Annotated in this window: 17 protein-coding genes and 2 tRNA genes; 8 read left to right on the forward strand and 11 right to left on the reverse strand. The window is 45.2% G+C overall.

Annotated features, from left to right (window positions below; genetic code table 11):
* The first annotated feature begins 5 nt into the window (after positions 1 to 5).
* From AAX10_RS03130 to AAX10_RS10050, 5 genes are all read left to right on the forward strand, one after another.
* Positions 6 to 710, forward strand: coding sequence for a nucleotidyltransferase family protein (locus AAX10_RS03130; RefSeq protein ID WP_046699803.1), 705 nt, complete (start codon positions 6 to 8; stop codon positions 708 to 710).
* A 167-nt stretch (positions 711 to 877) separates the two neighbouring features.
* Positions 878 to 953, forward strand: a tRNA-Val gene (locus AAX10_RS03135).
* Between the two features lie 5 nt (positions 954 to 958).
* Positions 959 to 1035, forward strand: a tRNA-Asp gene (locus AAX10_RS03140).
* 117 nt (positions 1036 to 1152) lie between these two features.
* Positions 1153 to 1425: a drug/metabolite transporter permease gene (locus tag AAX10_RS03145; protein WP_036365210.1), complete on the forward strand. Its 273-nt coding sequence runs from the start codon at positions 1153 to 1155 to the stop codon at positions 1423 to 1425.
* Positions 1426 to 1461: 36 nt separating this feature from the next.
* A complete protein-coding gene (locus tag AAX10_RS10050) occupies positions 1462 to 1617 on the forward strand; it encodes a hypothetical protein (protein WP_158580297.1) in 156 nt (51 codons plus the stop codon).
* Here AAX10_RS10050 and AAX10_RS10055 read toward each other — a convergent pair.
* The 11 genes from AAX10_RS10055 to rsmD form a co-directional block, all read right to left on the reverse strand.
* The gene (locus AAX10_RS10055; protein ID WP_158580298.1) at positions 1614 to 1751 is read right to left on the reverse strand and encodes a hypothetical protein; all 138 of its coding nucleotides are present in this window, start codon (positions 1749 to 1751) and stop codon (positions 1614 to 1616) included. The genes AAX10_RS10050 and AAX10_RS10055 overlap by 4 nt on opposite strands.
* 115 nt (positions 1752 to 1866) lie before the next feature.
* Positions 1867 to 3936, reverse strand: coding sequence for a methionine--tRNA ligase (gene metG, locus AAX10_RS03150; protein WP_046699804.1), 2070 nt, complete (start codon positions 3934 to 3936; stop codon positions 1867 to 1869).
* A 115-nt stretch (positions 3937 to 4051) separates the two neighbouring features.
* Positions 4052 to 4435, reverse strand: a complete 384-nt coding sequence (locus AAX10_RS03155) for a stringent starvation protein B (RefSeq protein WP_036365218.1) — start codon at positions 4433 to 4435, stop codon at positions 4052 to 4054.
* A 33-nt stretch (positions 4436 to 4468) separates the two neighbouring features.
* A complete protein-coding gene (locus tag AAX10_RS03160; protein WP_046699805.1) occupies positions 4469 to 5122 on the reverse strand; it encodes a glutathione S-transferase N-terminal domain-containing protein in 654 nt (217 codons plus the stop codon).
* A gap of 284 nt (positions 5123 to 5406) precedes the next feature.
* Entirely contained in the window at positions 5407 to 8646 is a 3240-nt protein-coding gene (locus tag AAX10_RS03165; RefSeq protein WP_046699806.1) for an autotransporter domain-containing protein, read from the reverse strand.
* A 268-nt stretch (positions 8647 to 8914) separates the two neighbouring features.
* The gene (locus tag AAX10_RS03170) at positions 8915 to 9637 is read right to left on the reverse strand and encodes a cytochrome c1 (protein ID WP_046699807.1); all 723 of its coding nucleotides are present in this window, start codon (positions 9635 to 9637) and stop codon (positions 8915 to 8917) included.
* Positions 9637 to 10842, reverse strand: a complete 1206-nt coding sequence (locus AAX10_RS03175) for a cytochrome b (protein WP_173944188.1) — start codon at positions 10840 to 10842, stop codon at positions 9637 to 9639. The genes AAX10_RS03170 and AAX10_RS03175 overlap by 1 nt, the downstream gene beginning before the upstream one ends.
* A 23-nt stretch (positions 10843 to 10865) precedes the next feature.
* Positions 10866 to 11450, reverse strand: coding sequence for a ubiquinol-cytochrome c reductase iron-sulfur subunit (gene petA / locus AAX10_RS03180; protein ID WP_046699808.1), 585 nt, complete (start codon positions 11448 to 11450; stop codon positions 10866 to 10868).
* A gap of 489 nt (positions 11451 to 11939) precedes the next feature.
* The gene (gene rpsI / locus AAX10_RS03185; protein WP_036361945.1) at positions 11940 to 12326 is read right to left on the reverse strand and encodes a 30S ribosomal protein S9; all 387 of its coding nucleotides are present in this window, start codon (positions 12324 to 12326) and stop codon (positions 11940 to 11942) included.
* A 10-nt stretch (positions 12327 to 12336) separates the two neighbouring features.
* Positions 12337 to 12768 carry a 50S ribosomal protein L13 gene (rplM, locus tag AAX10_RS03190; RefSeq protein WP_036361947.1) on the reverse strand — a complete coding sequence of 144 codons (432 nt, stop codon included), beginning with the start codon at positions 12766 to 12768 and terminating at the stop codon, positions 12337 to 12339.
* Between the two features lie 217 nt (positions 12769 to 12985).
* A complete protein-coding gene (rsmD, locus tag AAX10_RS03195; RefSeq protein WP_046699809.1) occupies positions 12986 to 13603 on the reverse strand; it encodes a 16S rRNA (guanine(966)-N(2))-methyltransferase RsmD in 618 nt (205 codons plus the stop codon).
* Positions 13604 to 13820: 217 nt separating this feature from the next.
* On the opposite strand from rsmD, the gene AAX10_RS03200 reads away from it, so the two are divergent.
* From AAX10_RS03200 to AAX10_RS03210, 3 genes are all read left to right on the forward strand, one after another.
* A complete protein-coding gene (locus tag AAX10_RS03200) occupies positions 13821 to 15131 on the forward strand; it encodes a DUF445 domain-containing protein (protein ID WP_046699810.1) in 1311 nt (436 codons plus the stop codon).
* Between the two features lie 189 nt (positions 15132 to 15320).
* Complete coding sequence (locus AAX10_RS03205) at positions 15321 to 17348, forward strand: heme lyase CcmF/NrfE family subunit (RefSeq protein ID WP_046699811.1); 2028 nt, start codon at positions 15321 to 15323, stop codon at positions 17346 to 17348.
* The gene (locus AAX10_RS03210; RefSeq protein ID WP_046697990.1) at positions 17335 to 17916 is read left to right on the forward strand and encodes a DsbE family thiol:disulfide interchange protein; all 582 of its coding nucleotides are present in this window, start codon (positions 17335 to 17337) and stop codon (positions 17914 to 17916) included. Before AAX10_RS03205 ends, AAX10_RS03210 begins: the two co-directional genes overlap by 14 nt.
* Position 17917 lies beyond the last annotated feature (1 nt).

Raw genomic sequence — 17917 nt, forward strand, 5'->3', positions numbered from 1 at the left:
TACCCATGATCACTCAAGCAATGATTCTAGCAGCGGGCAAGGGCACACGCATGCGTCCCTTAACGCTAACCACGCCTAAGCCACTTGTGCCTGTTGCGGGCAAGCCTTTGATTGTTTGGCATATTGAGCGTCTGCGTGCATCAGGCATTACTGACATCGCGATTAACGTTGGCTATTTGGGAGAGATCATCATTGGTACATTGAGTCAGATGAGTCTTGGGGTGAATCTACACATCTCCAACGAGAGTGTGCTAACCGAGCCGCTAGAGACCGCAGGGGGCATCAAACAAGCCTTGGCGAATGGTTATCTGCGCGATGAGCCCTTCATTCTGGTGAATGGCGATGTTTGGAGTGAGTATGATTTTAAGCGTTTGACAGATGTCGCACTTGGCGATCGCTTAGGGCATTTGGTATTAACGGTGAATCCCGATCACAACCCAGAGGGTGATTTTGCATTAGATGGCGACAAAGCGACCCTAAAGAGCGAATCTCTGCCCAATCACACTTTTGCAGGGTTGAGTGTGTTATCACCCAAACTCATTGAATCTGTAACCGCAGGCGAGATAGCGCCACTTGCACCATTTCTAAAAAATGCCATGCTAGAAGGGCGCATCACTGGCGAGCTGATGCAGGATAAGTGGGTTGATGTGGGCACGATGGAGCGACTCGCTCAAGTCAACGAATATGTCCATCAAAACTATTCACTGTAAAATAATCAATAAAATCATAAATTTATAAATTATTTTACATTTTTATGAAAAAAGTGTTTGACACTACGCCAGAAATCTATATAATACGCACCACAACGAACGAACACGGTAACGTAAAAACAGCTAAGCCTGTTAAGTTCTACTAAGTTCAGCAGTTCCTAGAACATGGGCGGTTAGCTCAGTTGGTAGAGCGTCTGCCTTACAAGCAGAGGGTCAGCGGTTCGAATCCGTTACCGCCCACCATGTTCGCAGCGGTAGTTCAGTTGGTTAGAATACCGGCCTGTCACGCCGGGGGTCGCGGGTTCGAGTCCCGTCCGCTGCGCCATTTTTATAGTGTAACTCTTGTAGTTATCACTTTTTCCCCAAGTCCCCCCTGTCTTGGGGTTTTTTTTGTCCAAAATTTCTATTAAACTATTTCCTTTTATTTAAATGGTGGCAAGCCATGGATCAAAAGGCAGCAACTTTAATCGGCATGACATCCATCGTCTTATGGACGTCGATGGTGGGCTTGATCAAGCAGGTATCGTCATTGCTGGGTGTGTCGCTCGGTGTTGCACTCGTCTATACTGTTAGCGCATTACTGCTATTGCTTATTTTTAAGATTCTCAAGATTCATCAAGCATCAAAGATTTTCTTATGGGTATCCGCCGCACTGTTCGTATCATATGAGCTTTGCTTTTCGTTTGTTGTAGCATATGCTCGCACAGAGACGTAGGCGATCGAGGTTAGCATCTTAAACTATCGGCCGTGCTTGATGATTATCGCGCTGTATCTCGTCTTGACAGCGCTGATGATGTGGCTGAAATACATACTGTTTGATCGTAGTGTGCCAGATGAGATAAGTCCGATGTCTATCCTGTATGTGCTGGCGACAGGTGCTGCGATTGGTCTTAGCTGTGGCGCTTAGAATTTTGGTATCTTAAAAGCAAATGCAACGGCGATGGTGGTTGCATCGTATTTTACGCCTGTACTGTCTTCTGTGATCGCGGCGATATTGTTGGGTGTGTCGCTCTCGTCGTCGTTTTGGCTGGGGTGTGGCATTGGTATCAAGCGGCTCGTTGGTCTGCTATTTGACGACCAGCAACTTAATAAGGCTCAAAAAATAATCACTCATGCAATAAAATAAGGGGTCATAGCCCCTTATTTTTTATGCTTATTAGTCTAGCGTCGCCCCTGCTGCCATGCTATCAGGCAGTATTACAACGGTCAACTGTCCATCTTTTTCAGCTGATAAAATCATGCCCTCACTGATACCAAATTTCATCTTGCGTGGGGCAAGGTTGGTTACACAAATCACCGTTTTACCTTGTAACTCTTCTGGTTTGTAAAACTTAGCAATGCCGCTAAATACATTACGAGTTTGCTTTTCGCCTTGTTCATCAGTATCGCCCACATCAAGGGTAAATTGCAGTAATTTATCCGCCCCTTCAACGTGATTGCATTCAAGCACTTTGGCGACTTTCATCTCAACTTTGGCAAAATCATCAATGCCGATAAAGGTGTTTTGGTCGGTGGTTTCCACAGGCTTACTCTCTTTTTTAGATTTTTGGGCTTTTTTGGTGTCGGTGGGTTGTAGGTTCTCTTTTGAATCATCAACCATGGCTTGCACTTTTTTGGGGTCAATGCGTTGCAAAAGGGGCTTAAACTCATTGATAGAATGCGTTAGGATATGAAAGCGTTCATCAAAATTCATGCTCTCCACGTTCAAAAATTCTTTGGACTGCTCTGTCAGCTTTGGTAGTACAGGCGACAGATAGACCATGATTTTGTGAAATAGGTTTAGCCCCACAGAGCAGATGTCTTGGACATCCTTACTGTTCGGGTTTTCTTTGGCAACCGCCCACGGTTTTTTGTCGTCAATGTACTGATTGGCAAGGTCGGCAAGTGCCATAATCTCACGAATGGCGGTGCTAAATTCACGGCTTTCGTAGTGCTTGATGATACTGTCGCCAGCTTGGATAAATTTGTTTACCAATTCAGGCTCGGCGCAGGCAGCGGACAATTTATTATCAAATTGGGTGTTGATAAATTTAGCACAACGACTGGCGATGTTCACGACTTTACCGACAAGGTCGGAGTTGACTTTGGTGATGAAATCATCAAGATTTAAATCACTGTCTTCTACTTTATCAGACAATTTGGACGCAAAATAATAACGCAAATATTCAGGATTTAGGTGGTTTAGGTATGTTTCGGCTTTGATGAATGTGCCACGAGATTTGCTCATTTTTTCGCCATTGACGGTCAAAAAGCCATTGACAAATAGGCTCGTGGGCGTGCGATAATTCGCCCCTGTGAGCATGGCAGGCCAAAATAAGGCGTGGAAATAGACGATGTCTTTGCCAATAAAATGATACACTTCGGCGGTGCTGTCGGGACTCCAATAATCATCAAATGACACATCAGGGCGGTGAGCGGTCAAGTAGTTTTCAAAACTTGCCATATAGCCAATCGGAGCGTCCACCCACACATAAAAATATTTGTCGTCCGTGTCAGGGATTTTAAAGCCAAAATACGGAGCGTCTCGGCTGATGTCCCAGTCGACAAGCCCAGCCTCAAACCATTCGTCCAATTTGTTGGCGATAGAAACAGGCAGTCGTCCGTCATCTCGTGTCCATTTTTGCAAAAATTCGGTGAAGTTTGGCAATTTAAAAAAGTAATGGTCGGACGTTTTTTCCACAGGCGTTGCACCGCTTAGGGTGGAGCGCGGATTGATAAGTTCGGTGGCGTTGTAGGTTGTGCCACACACTTCGCATGAGTCGCCATATTGGTCGTCCGCTTTGCATTTGGGGCAGGTGCCTTTGATAAAGCGGTCGGATAGGAACATTTGTTTTTCAGGGTCGAATAGCTGAGTTACGGGCTTGATGGCAATGTTGCCTGCCTTATGATTGGCAAGGTAAATCGCTTCGCTGTGCTTGCGGTTGGTCTTGCTATGCGTGCTGTCGTAGTGGTCAAAAGACACGCCAAAGCCAGCGAAATCTCGTTCGTGCTCTACTTGCACGCCTTTGATTTGCTCTTCGGGCGTGATACCGTTTGCTTCGGCACGGAGCATAATCGCCGTTCCGTGAGCGTCATCGGCACAGACATAAATCACGTCATGCCCCATAGACCGCATGGCACGCACCCAAATATCGGCTTGGATATAGCCCAAAAGGTGCCCCATGTGGATAGAGCCGTTGGCGTAGGGTAGGGCGTTGGTAACAAGAATTTGGCGTTTGGCTGTCATGATGTACCTTATAAAGTTATATAATAAAATGGTTAATTCTACCGTAAATTGCCCACAAAATCACGTAAAAAAATCAAGCCAAGGAGTGCTTGGCTTGATCTAAAGGAGATTGAGTTTAATCAACGAATTTTAGACCTGAATGCGTCGGTGGCTCTGGGTCTGGTGTTGTGATGTTGGCATATTCGCTAGGGTCAAAGAAGAATCCTTCGCTGGGGTCTTCCTTGGCATAGATGCCAAGCACGGCCGCCATCGGGATCCAAACATCTTGGGATACCCCACCAAAACGCGCTGCAAAAGAAATGGACTCATTATCGATGTGTAGGTCTTTGGTTGCTTGATAAGATGCTGCCAACACCAGACGACCTTCTTGGGCATAATCAAGTGGTGCAACCACGTCGCCATGCGTGGCATCAATCATGAGATAAGCGGTCAATTCGTTATCCTCAAGCCATTCGTGCATCGCTCGAATCAGGTAAGGGCGTTTTGGTGTGAAAGTCATGATGGCTCCGTCAGTTGATTTAAAGAGGTGATGTTAAATGAGTTGGTCTGATTTATCCAAAAAGTTTGGACGGCTCGTTAGGCTGTTTTTAAAACTTGGGCGTGAAAACAACCGATCTTGGTAGGCTAACAGCGGCTTGCACAGCGTGCTTGGCAGCTCAATACCCATGCTCGGTAATCGCCAAAGTAAGGGGGCTAAGATGACATCGCACCACCCAAAGCTTTCGGACAAAAAATACTCATGCTTGACAAAAATGGGCGATAGGGTAGTCAAAGAGTCTGACAGCGATTTTTTGGCGATGAGGGCGGTTTGTGGGTTGAAGCTGTCTGGGTGAGTCAATAGCGTTCTACCCAGCGTCAGCCAGTCGGTCTGTAATCGCCATGCTAACTGCCTAACCATCGCCCGCTCTTTGGGCGTGTCGGGTAATAGTTTGCCTGCGCCGTGCCGCTCTTCTAGGTATTCAAAGATGGTATTGAGTTCATAAAGCGTGAGGTCTCGTCCCACCAAGATGGGAAGGGTGGCGTAAGGATTAAGCTCGACAAGCTCGTCTGGGCGCTCGTCCTTGACCAAGGCAAGCTCGTAGGACAGTTGTTTTTCTTCCAATAGTAATCGTATCACATGGCTGTCATAGCCATCATCGCCATACAGGATGAATTGTGTCGGTAGAAGGTGAGAAAAGTCCGCCATACCATCAGGTAATATTATTAAATGAGTCTTAGTTTAGCAAATTTTTCTGCTCGTGTGTGGATTTTTCTGTAATTTTCTCAGTGAATGCCAAAAATCATTTATAAAAAATACCGACCAGTTGGTATGTTTTTTTGAGTATGGTGATTCGATGTTCTGCTGATGTATTCAAAAAAAATAAAGACTGGACTGCATGATGGAGTCCAGTCTTTTTAAGTTGTGTTTAGTGCTAATTCTGGCAGGATTTCTGACAGCACTTAGCACAGGGTGAATGGTGTGAGGTTGAATTAAAACTTCATCTCAAAGCCCAGTGCAGCGCCTTGATTGTCGTAATTATCACGCCATTGACCTTGATAGCTTAAAGACAGCGTACTGTTGGCGGTGGGATGATATGAAATACCAAGCCCTGCACCAGTGATGGTCTTACCAACCTCATGACCTAGCACGCCAAAGCGCTGACCTTCAAAGCCTGCGAATGTGGCGCTGATGTCGCTACGGCGATCGCCATTATCCAAACCTACTGATGCCACTCCTGTGATGGCAAGTCGAGGTGTAATATTGGCAGATCCACGTACGCCGACTGTGCTGATTAGGCTTTCATAGGTGGCTTTATCTACGGTCAAACCATAAGCACCTGCACCCGTCTCGGTATAGCCATCTGATTTAGCCTGAATAAAGTCGATTTTGGCAAAGGGGGTGATGTGGCGTTCTGCCGTGCCGATTTGATGAGTCACGCCAAGACTTGCTGTGATGACATCAGCATCATAATTAGAATGAGCGATTTGATTGTTAATAATATGACGCTTGCCCTCAATACTGGCAACGCCTGCGCCAATATGAGCACGGGCAGCGGTTTTACCTGATGCACCTGCGACTGTATTGGCATAAATGTACGCCATCTTGGTATCGATATCGGCATGATGATTGACAAAGCCTTGGCTATCCACATCATTTTGGCTGTATGCCAAAGCCAGACCGATATTGCCCCGATCAACCCGAGTGTCTGCGCCGACGATGACGCCCGCTTCACGACTGTCAAAGCCCGTCAGACCGCTGGCGTGCTGGTCAAGATTGCTTTCATTACCGATGACTTTTACCCAAACGGTCTTTTTCGGGTCAAAATCTCTGGTGGAGAGGATGCTGCCAAATGCGCTACCGCTGTCCGCCACAATACGATTGACCGAACCAGATAGTAGTGGCTGCAAGTTGATGACCAGATTGGCAAGATCAGCTTGACCATAATTGATGGTGTCAGCAATGAGACTGTCCGCCAAGTCATTGGCATTGCCCGAGACTCTGTCTGCCACTGCACGATCTAAAATTTGTGCTAAATTTTGCATAGAATGTTGGGTTTGGCTATTGACAGCATTTTCAAAAGTGCCGATAATCCGCGGTTGCGGCTCAGGTTGCGGCTCAGGTTGCGGCTCAGGTTGCGGCTCAGGTTGCGGCTCAGGTTGCGGCTCAGGTTGCGGCTCAGGTTGCGGCTCAGGTTGCGGCTCAGGTTGCGGCTCAGGTTGCGGCTCAGGTTTGGTGTCTTGTGCCTTTAATTTTAGATGCACTTTATTAGCATCAGAGTAGTCCGCTTCAAAATCCACAAGTGGACTATTGTCATCTAGGCTGGCAAATTGACCGTTTAGCGTACCTGCTGATACCACATCACGCCAAACGCTGTCTTTGGTGGTGTTTGCGATAAGTTCTTCGGCATACACTTTTAGATTGCCCTTGCTGATGTCGGCAGTGCCTGTTACGACAAGTTTGCCATGTTCGTTTATGGTATCTAGTACGCCATCTTCATTCCAGTCCAGTATCCCAATGACCAGATTTTCACCATTCATGGTGTAATTGCCATTGATTTTTAGTACACCTTGTGTAACAGCAATGTCCCCTGTGAACTTTTTAGAATCTTCATTGATTTCAAGCGTGCCCGCACCCGACTTCCAAAAACCAGCTGAATCATCGGGGTTGTTTATATTAATGGCACCAACATGACCTGTCAAAACCGCATTGGGATTAATAGCGACATTTGTACCCGACTGTACATTTGCTGTTTCAAAATAAACACCCTTATTGCCAAGCTCAATTTTATTGTCTTTGGTAAAATTGGCAAATAGGTTGGGCTGATCGGTGGTAATACCAATCTCTGCCCCATTGATATAAATCTCAGACAGCCTAGAGCCGGCATTGCGGCTGATTTGGTTGGTATACAGCCCTGTCAGATAGTCATCGGTATTTTCTGCTTCGAGGCGAAGTGTGCCGCTGCCTGTGTTGCCAACAATAACTTCTTTGGTAACAAGCGTGCTGTCTTTTAGGTTGAGTGTGCCTGTGCCACCCTGTGTCCCAGCTGTACCGCCATCGCTACCACCACCAACATAAACCGCACCTGCTCTAACGTTCCCAACATGATGAAGTGATGTTTTATCCAAAGTTAGCGAACCTGTGCCACCATTGGCAATGATTAATTCATTATCAATTTGGAAATTGGAATCACCTCCCTTGATGACCACATCGGCTTGCGAGCCATCAAAAATTCCTAAATTCATGTCCTTAACGCTCATATTGTTATTTTCAAAATTAACATTTCCTTTTGAGCCTGCCATTTGTCCAACAATTAAGCTCTTTTGAATGCGATAAGTGTCACTGCTGCTGTTTAAGTTTGCATTACCCGTTGTGGCAATGACGGCAGATTGTGCCAATATCGCACTATTCACACTCACAACATCAGCAGTCGAGCCTTGACCGTCCGCTAAAATATAACTGTCGCTGAGATTAAGTTTGCTGCTAGTCAGTTTAGCAACACCATCACCATAAACACCTGCAGCCATGGAATCAGCATCTATACTAGCATTATTGGCATTAAGTGTGCCCGTGGCTTTATCGCCACGACCAATCAACAACTGATCAGCCTTAATATTTGCTTCATCACTAAGCGTTAGTGTGCCTTTTGCACCTGCTTGCTCGCCAACATTGATGATTGTAGCTGACAGCAATGTATCTTGCCCTATAAGTTCAACCGTAGCAGTACTATTATCTATACTAGCAATACTCACAATGCCAGAAGCGGTAATTTTTGCACCATTTCTACCAATCAGTTTGGCAGTATTAGATGGCGTCAATCCCAAGGCTAAAATGCCGCTTTTATTTGCTAGGCTAGCATTATCAATAACAACCGTTGCGTTTTGTCCGGCAGAAATCGCAATGTCATTGTTGCTTTCAACAACAGCTTGATTTGATATGGTGGCATTGGTATCATCACCGTTACCAAATACTAACTGCCCTTTAATGGTTGCTTTAGTATTGGGGTTGCTGATAAGTACCTCGCCATCAAAAGCTCTGTTGCCCTCAATGGTATGCGTTTGCCCGTCTGTGAATTCAATATTTGCCCCAAAGCTAGTTCCACTTACAACAAGCGAACTTGCCAACGCCAACGCCTTAACCGACTTAGTTTTGCCTTTTGCTTTGGCAAACTCCGACACACATTGATACACGCCTGTGGCATGATTAAAGATAACTCGGTAGCTTTTGTTCATAACAAAATCCTTAATATTTGTAAAATAATGAAACCATATGTTAATATAGATATTATCATAATATCAAAAGAAAAAAAATGATTTTGTCTTAAAAAATCAAGAGAAAAGTCTGTTTTTTTTCTGACTGCATTTTGCAAGAATGGCATCAATATTGGATGCACCTAAATGCCCGTTGAAAATATCTTTTTTTATGACTAAAAGGGTGGTAATTATCTTAAAATAACAAAAAAAGCCAGTGTATTCACACTGGCTTTATAATCGCTCGGGATTATTTTACATCTTTCCAGAATTCTTTGTTGAGTAGATATACTGGAATCAGTAGGACAAGCAAGAATAAAATCACGAACGCGCCATAGATTTTACGATCATGACGGACAGGCTCTGCCATCCATGCCATGAAGTTCACAAGGTCACCAACACGTGCTTTGTATTCTTCTTCACCAAGCTCTTGCTGTAGGTTATGAAGAACGTGTGGCATTGCTGCATTAGCAAGTACTAGGTTGTTCGCACCCCAAGGGCGACTTGGATCTTCGTAGAATGATAGTAAGTAAGTATATACCCAATCATCACCACGCAGACGAGTCTCTAAAGATAGGTCTGGAGGTGCGGCACCGAACCAAGCGCCTTGTAGTTCAGGATCGATGTTCGCAGTAACGTGATCACCGATCTGATCTGATGTTACCATCAAATACTTCTCAACAAGCTCTGGCGGCACGTCCAAATCCTGTGCGATACGAGAGTGACGTACGTACTGGGCTGAGTGACAGCCCACGCAGTAGTTCATGAACATGGCAGCACCACGTTGTAGTGAACCTTTGTTTGTAAGATCGATCGGAGCTTTGCTACATTCTAGAGTGGTGCTTGTACCATCAGCTTCGGTATATGTACCACAGCCGTGACCACCTGCAGCCATTGCGCTAGGGCTTGCCACCAAAGAAGCGCCCGCCAGCAGTAGACCTGCGCCTAGTGTTTTTAGGTTAAATGCTTTCATTAGTGACCTCCCGTAACACGTTCTGGTGGTTGTTTGCATTTTTCGATAGACGTGTAGAACGGCATCAGAAGGAAATACAAGAAGTATAGAATGGTGCAAATACGACCAACGATGGTAGAAGTTGGGGTAGATGCTGTACCACCTAGGTAGCCTAGAATTAGGAAACTTACCACGAAGATTGCTAGGGCGATTTTCGATAGAATGCCTTTATAGCGAATCGAGCGTACTGGTGAGCGGTCAAGCCAAGGCAACACGAACAACACGGCAATCGCTGCACCCATTGCGATAACACCACCTAGCTTACTAGGAACGGCACGCAAGATTGCATAGAATGGCATGTAGTACCATACAGGTGCGATGTGCTCAGGCGTCTTAAGAGCGTTCGCAACTTCAAAGTTTGGTTTCTCTAGGAAGTAACCACCACCTTCAGGTGCGAAGAATACCACTGCAAAGAAGCAGATGAAGAATACCACGATACCAACCATGTCATGCACAGTGTAGTAAGGGTGGAAAGGTACTCCGTCTAGAGGTACGCCATTTTTATCTTTTAGTTTCTTGATGTCGATGCCGTCTGGGTTGTTAGAACCAACGTGGTGCAGTGCAACCAAGTGCATGAATACCAAACCTACTAGGATCAATGGAATTGCAACAACGTGTAGAGCGAAGAAGCGGTTTAGTGTGATGCCGGAGATTAGGTAATCACCTTTAACCCATTCAGCAAGACCGTCACCAATCACAGGAATGGCAGCAGGTAGGTTAAGAATAACCTGAGCACCCCAGAATGACATGTTACCCCAAGGTAGCAAGTAACCAAAAAAGCCTTCAGCCATCAAGCATAGGTAGATCGCCATGCCGATCAGCCATACCAGCTCACGCGGTTTTTGATATGAACCATATAGCAGACCACGGAACATGTGCAGATAGACAACAATGAAGAACGCTGAAGCACCAGTTGAGTGCATGTAGCGGATTAACCAGCCGCCTTTAACATCACGCATGATGTATTCAAGCGAGGCAAATGCACCTTCAGCGCTAGGGTTAAACATCATGGTTAGCCAGATACCAGTAACTAACTGGTTAACCAACACAACCATTGACAACACGCCAAAGAAGTACCAAAAGTTAAAGTTTTTTGGTGCGTAGTACTTTGACATGTGGTATTCGTAAGTTTCGGTCGCAGGGTAGCGTGCATCTACCCAGCCCATAAATTTCTTAGCGATACTCATCATTACGCCTCCCCAACGGTCAAGATGCTGCCATCAATGCTGTATTCTGGAATAGGTAGGTTGGTAGGGGCAGGTACGCCACTATAAACACGTCCAGATAGGTCATACAAAGAACCGTGGCAAGGACAGAAGAAACCACCAAACCAATCAGCACCACCTAAGTCAGCCGCACCCACTTCAGGACGGAAGGTCGGTGCACAGCCAAGATGCGTACAAACACCCTCAACCACCAATATCTCAGGTTGAATTGAGCGAGTTTCGTTTCTGCAGTATTCAGGCTGAATTGAAGCTTCTGAATCAGGATCGCTTAGTTTTGGGGTAACTTTGCTAAGGTTTGCCACCATTTCTTCGGTGCGTTTAACGACAAAGATTGGTTTGCCACGATATTTTACAGTGATCATTTGACCATTTTCGATGCCGCTGATGTCGGTAATAACAGCAGCGCCCGCGGCTTCCGCTTTGGCGCTTGGATACCAAGAACGCACAAATGGGGTGGCTATCGCGCCCATACCAACTGCACCGATGGCAGCTGTGGTTGCGATTAAGACTCTACGGCGTTTAATATTCACGCCTTCGGCATGGCTCATTAAAACTTCCTCCAGAATAAAGAATGGGAATCTATCCCATACTGGGTGTGTGGACATGATAAAACAGTTTTATCACAAATCCACATTTGCTGTGCCTGTTTTACTAGTTTACTAAACATGACTATTTTAAGCTATTTTCGTCATAAAATAAATTGTTCTATTGCGCTAATGTGAAAAAAAGTCGCAAAATTTTTAATGAATTGACAAAAAAGTGCAGTTTTTTGTAAAAACCCTGCAATATCCAAGTAGAGCGGTGGGAATTGGTAAGGGTATTAAATTAATAAAAATTAACATTTAATTTATTTTTACTAAAAAATAAATTGGCCGTTTTTTATTAATTTAGATCAATATTTTGAGCAATTATTACCACTTGATAATTGTTAATTTATTAAGAATTTATCCTTTGGACAAATTATTTTAATCGTGATTAGCAGGTATAAAAAAACTCTCGCAAAACGAGAGTTTTTTGTAAATTCGCAATCGTAAGAATTAACGTTTTGAGAATTGTGGACGACGACGTGCTTTGCGTAGACCCAATTTTTTACGTTCAACTTCACGAGCATCACGAGTAACGAAGCCAGCTGCTTTTAGAGCAGGTTTTAGGCTTTCGTCAGATTCGATAAGCGCACGAGTGATACCGTGACGGATTGCACCTGCTTGACCGCTTGCGCCACCACCAGTAACGGTGATGTATAGGTCATAGCTGGTAGCTACGTCTAGTAGTTCTAGTGGCTGACGAACGACCATACGAGAAGTCTCACGACCAAAGTATTCGTCTAGTGATTTACCGTTGATTACGATGTTGCCAGTGCCTTTAGACAAGAAAACACGGGCAGTAGAAGTCTTACGGCGACCTGTACCATAATTGCGTTCCATGTTTATCTCCTTAGATGTCTAAAACTTGTGGCTGCTGTGCTGCGTGTGGGTGTTCAGTACCCGCATACAGTTTTAGCTTTTTGATCATCGCATAGCCCAAAGGACCTTTTGGTAGCATACCTTTAACGGCTTTGTGCAATACGTCTTCTGGCTTGTGAGCAAGAAGCTTAGTGAAGTTAGTCTCTTTGATACCGCCCGGGTAGCCAGTGTGACGATAATACTTCTTGTCTTCTGCTTTTTTGCCAGTAACGGCGATTTTGTCAGCATTAATAACAACGATATAATCGCCAGTATCAACGTGTGGAGTGTACGATGGCTTGTGCTTGCCACGTAGACGAGAAGCAATCTCAGAAGCTAGACGACCTAGCGTTTTGCCTTCAGCGTCCACGACATACCAGTCATGTACAACTTCAGCGGGTTTGGCACTGATAGTAGTAGTCATATAAAACCTATTTAGTTGAGTTTGAGAGTTTACAAATAAAAAAATCAGCCAAAAGGCTTAATTTTACTTGCTTTAAGAGTTGGGAAACGAAGGGCTCTCAAAAAACAGTTTCGGATTATACCAAATGATATCCAATCTGGCAAGTATTTTTGATAAAAACTGCTGTGATTGCTTTTGGAGTTTTGAAGGGGGAAATGCACTGTTAATCTGCTTTATATTATAAGGTATTTAATTGAAAAATTCCTGCAAAAACTTGCCCGACTTTGGCGGATTTTACCCAATGAACATCGAAGCTGTTTAATAACGGTTCCAGTGCCTGATCGCTTTCCACATAAAACAGTGTATCAACATGATATAACTTGTGTGTGATGATGGTATTAATAATATCATGCCATAGGTTCAGCGCGTACGGCGGATCGATAAATATGATGTCGTAAGATGAATCAAGGGTGGGTAGGGCGTTTTGGGCGGTGTTATTGATAATCTGAACATCGGACTTGGTGAGCTTTAGGGTGTCGGCTGAATATTTTAATTGGCTAGCCTGTGCGGCATTTGTCTCAATCAATGTCGCAAAAGACGCGCCACGAGACAGGCATTCAAATGCCAGCGCGCCCGAACCTGCGCAAACATCCAAGACTCGAGCATCCTGAAGCTCACCCATGAGCCAATTAAAAATCGTCTCGCGTAGGCGGTCAGGGGTAGGGCGAAGACCGTCAGCGTCGATAAAGCAGATGTTACGACGCTTGAACTGCCCGCCGATGATACGAACTTGATTGGTGGATGTATTGGATTTATTTGATTTGTTATTCTTTAGGGTTCTTGCGCTACGATTCATACTTGATATGATGGTGATTAAGATGATGCTTATTATAGCATTTATTCGATTGTGATGATGGAAAAATGGGCAAGTCTTTATATAAAATCCGTACAAGTCTGTAACGCTTGTGGGTTGGTTTATCTTATCAGAATGTGCTGATTTATCAATCAGGAAAATCTGACAGTTCGATGAAATTGTGATAAAATACCAAACGCTTTTATTTGGTTTTACTGATATGTTTACGTCCATTTGGCAAGCTCTCGCCGAACATCCTGAATTTATAGCAATGTTAACCATTCCTCCCGTCACGGCATTCGTGACTTGGGCGCATGTTTGGATGGCGCTAGAGATGCTGTTTCGCCCGATTAAGTTTTGGGGTATTCCCATTGATGGCATGCCTTTTGGCTTAAAGGGCTTGGGCTGGCAGGGCATCGTACCGGCTAAGGCTGGCAAAATCTCAGGTGTGATTGTCGATCAGACTTTGTCGAAGCTGGGCAAACTTGATGAATTTTTTCAGGCGATGGAGCCTGAAGAGATGGCGGATTTTATCACCAGTACGGTTGATAAAAATCTTGAGCAGCTGATTGATGAGATTATGCTAGAGCGCTATCAGGGAATCTGGAATAACATGCCGTATGCGATTCGCCGCCGCATCTATGCGCATGCACATAAAGAGCTTGCGACGGTGATGAAATCCTTAGTGCTGGATTTGACTTATAATGTCGAGAGACTGGTGGACATGCGTCAGATGATCGTCCGCAAGATGGAAAGCGATCGCAAGCTGATGGTTGATATGTTCTTAAGGGTGGGCAAAAAAGAAATTAACTTTATCTGGAAAATCAGTGCCTTGATTGGTTTTGGGTTTGGTATTATTCAGATGGGGATTTTTTATTTTGTACCGCAGCATTGGACAGTGCCATTTTTTGCGGCGATCTGGGGTGCGTTGACGAATTGGATTGCCATTTGGATGGTGTTTAATCCTGTTGAACCGCGCTATATTTCCTTTATTCGCATATTCCGCCGTGATGAAGAGGGTGTGCATCTGATGCTGCCGCACATTCATCGTTATTCTTGGCAGGGGGGCTTTATGAAGCGCCAAGATGAAGTATCCAGTGTGTTCGCTGAGATTGTGGTAAATGAGCTGGTCACGCTAGAAAATATCATGCATGAGATGATGTATGGCGCCAAGGCAGATGAAACTCGCACCCTGATGAAAAAGCACCTGTATGATCTGCTGGAATCACCTGTGGTTGCCACAACCCTAAAAATGGGCATGACAAGCCGTGAGCTTGATGAATTTAAAGATACAATCATTGATAAATCAATCGATGCGACCATGGTGCCAATTCGCAGTCCTGAATTGAACACATCGCGAGCAAGCAAGATATTTGGATTGTTTGAGAGTCGTATTCGTGCGCTGTCACCCCAAGAATTTCAGAATTTATTAAGACCTGCCTTTAAAGAAGACGAGATGACGCTTGTCGTACTGGGCGCGATCACGGGTCTGTTGGCAGGATGGCTGCATTTGGTGGCAGTGTTTTTCTAGAGCGCATTTTGATTTAAAGGTGTGCAACCGGGCTATGGCTTGGTTTTTATTTGATTTTATGAATAACTATAACAAGGCTGTTGGTGATGAGATTTCATTGGCTGATGGCTTTGTTTTTTGTGTTAATTTTGAAAAAAAGCCAGCATTTGCAAGCTCGTTGTTATTAATACCAAAAAGAAGGTATGTACTATGTTAATCACAGAATTGGGCTACTTTGCGCTGATTTTGGCGTTGGTGCTTGCGTTATTGCAAGCAATTTTGCCCACCGTTGGGGTCATAAAAAACCAAGTGCAGTGGCAGCGCCTTGCGCCAAGCCTCTCGGTGGCGCAGTTCTTGACTATGATGATTTCGTTTTGTGCGCTCGTAGCAGGTTTTATTTATAATGATTTTAGCCTGGTGTATGTGGCCAGTCATTCTAATAGCTTGCTGCCTTGGTATTATAAGATATCAGCGACTTGGGGTGGTCATGAGGGCTCACTGCTGCTGTGGCTGACTATTCTTGCGACTTGGTGCATGCTAGTGGCGGTATTTAGTCGTGCCTTACCTTTGGATATGCGTGCTCGCGTGCTGTCTGTATTGGCGATGGTACAGGTGATGATGCTGCTTATGCTGATTTTTACCTCAAATCCATTTGATCGTACATTACCAAATATTCCTGTGGACGGTACAGATTTAAATCCACTACTTCAAGACCTTGGGTTGATTTTCCATCCGCCGATGCTGTATATGGGCTATGTAGGTCTAGCGGTGCCATTTGCCTTCTGTATGGCGGCGCTGTGGGCAGGGCGACTAGATGCAGTATGGACGCGTTGGTCTCGCCCATGGACAGTGGCTGCTTGGGGCTTTTTGACATTGGGCATCGCGATCGGTTCTTGGTGGGCATATTATGAGCTTGGCTGGGGTGGCTGGTGGTTCTGGGACCCTGTGGAGAATGCTTCCTTTATGCCTTGGCTTGCGGTAACGGCTCTCATGCACTCCTTGGCAGTGACTGAGAAGCGTGGCGTGTTCAAGGCATGGACGATGATGTTGGCGATTTTCTCGTTTGCATTATCGCTTCTAGGTACTTTCTTGGTGCGTTCGGGTGCGATTACTTCAGTGCATTCCTTCGCGGCAGACCCTACACGTGGTCTTGCGATTCTGGCAATTTTGGGCATGGTGATCGGTGTGGGTCTGTTGATGTTTGCTTTACGCGGATGGCGATTGACGGTTGAGAGCACTTACCAGCTCAAATCTCGTGAGACGGTATTGGTGATTAATAACATCATCCTGCTCGTGGCGACGCTTGTGGTGCTGTTAGGTACGCTCTATCCGATGCTGGCAGATGTCTTTAAATGGGGTCAGGTGTCGGTGGGCCCTCCGTATTTTAATGCGTTATTTGTACCATTGACGTGGATTTTGCTTGCCTTTATGGGTGTTGGCTCAAACCTACGCTATAAATACGACAGCCGTCCACTATTAATGACCGTCATGACCTGCGCAGTGAGCGCACTTGTGCTTGGTGCTGTTGTGACCTATATGATGAGCATGCTAGAAGAATATGCGCATTTTGATTATGGTGCATATATCACAGCGGCGCTTTGTGTGTGGGTACTTGCCTTTATGGTGGTGGACATCAAGGATAAGATACGTCATGCTAAGAATCTTGGTGAAGGCTTAAGAAAGCTTACACCAAGCTACTATGGGATGCAGCTTGCTCACATCGGTGTGTTGGTCACTGCGCTTGGGGTGGCTGGCGTATCAGCGATGAGCCTAGAAAAGGACGTCGCCATGACCGTGGGCGATAGTGTGCATGTTCAGGGTTATGATTTTTATCTACAAGAATTTGATGAAGTTAAAGGGCCAAACTACGATGCCACACGAGCAACCGTACAAGTCAAAAAAGCCGACAAGCTCATCACCACGTTATACCCTGAGAAGCGCAATTATGTCGTATCAATGATGCCGATGACAGAAGTTGGCATCCGTCCAAGCTTATTGAACGAGCTGTACATCGCATTGGGCGAGCCGATTGTCGACGCTGCAGGTAATGCCAGCAATGACACTTGGGCTGTTCGTGTGTATGTTAAGCCAATGGTGCGCTGGCTATGGCTTGGGGCGATATTAATGGCACTCGGCGGACTGATCGCCATGTTCGATAGGCGTTATCGCATTAAGAAACTTGATAAATCTCTCATCCAATCTCGCTCGACCACAGGAGGCGATCATGGCAGCATCTAACAAACGCGCTTGGATTTTTATTTTGCCGCTTTTGATTTTTATTTTGGCAATGGTGATGTTTTATTTCCGCCTTGGTAAAGAGACGGATGTGAAGATCACTACCGCGATGAATAAGCCTTTGCCGCAATTTAGCCTGCCTTTATTGTCTGATACCACGCGCACGATGACGAATGCAGACCTACCAAAGACGCCATTTTTGCTGAATGCTTGGGGTTCATGGTGTCCGACTTGCTTTGTGGAGCATCCTTTTTTGATGCAGTTGCACGCTCAAGGTGTGCCCATGATTGGCATGAATTATAAAGACGAGCTGCCTGATGCGTTAGGCTATCTCAATGAGCACAAAGATCCGTTCATCTATTCGATACAAGACTTAGATGGTAGCTACGGTCTTGATTTGGGATTGACGGGTGCACCTGAGACTTTCGTTGTGGATGGGCGTGGCATCGTGTTCAAGCACGTCACAGGCGAGATTAATCAAGAGAATTGGAAAGCTCAGATTGAGCCGTGCATGATCGCACTTGCTGATGATAAGTTGACTGATGATGTTAAAATCAACGCGTGTAACTAGG

It is taken from the genome of Moraxella bovoculi (assembly GCF_000988745.2).
Taxonomy (GTDB): domain Bacteria; phylum Pseudomonadota; class Gammaproteobacteria; order Pseudomonadales; family Moraxellaceae; genus Moraxella; species Moraxella bovoculi.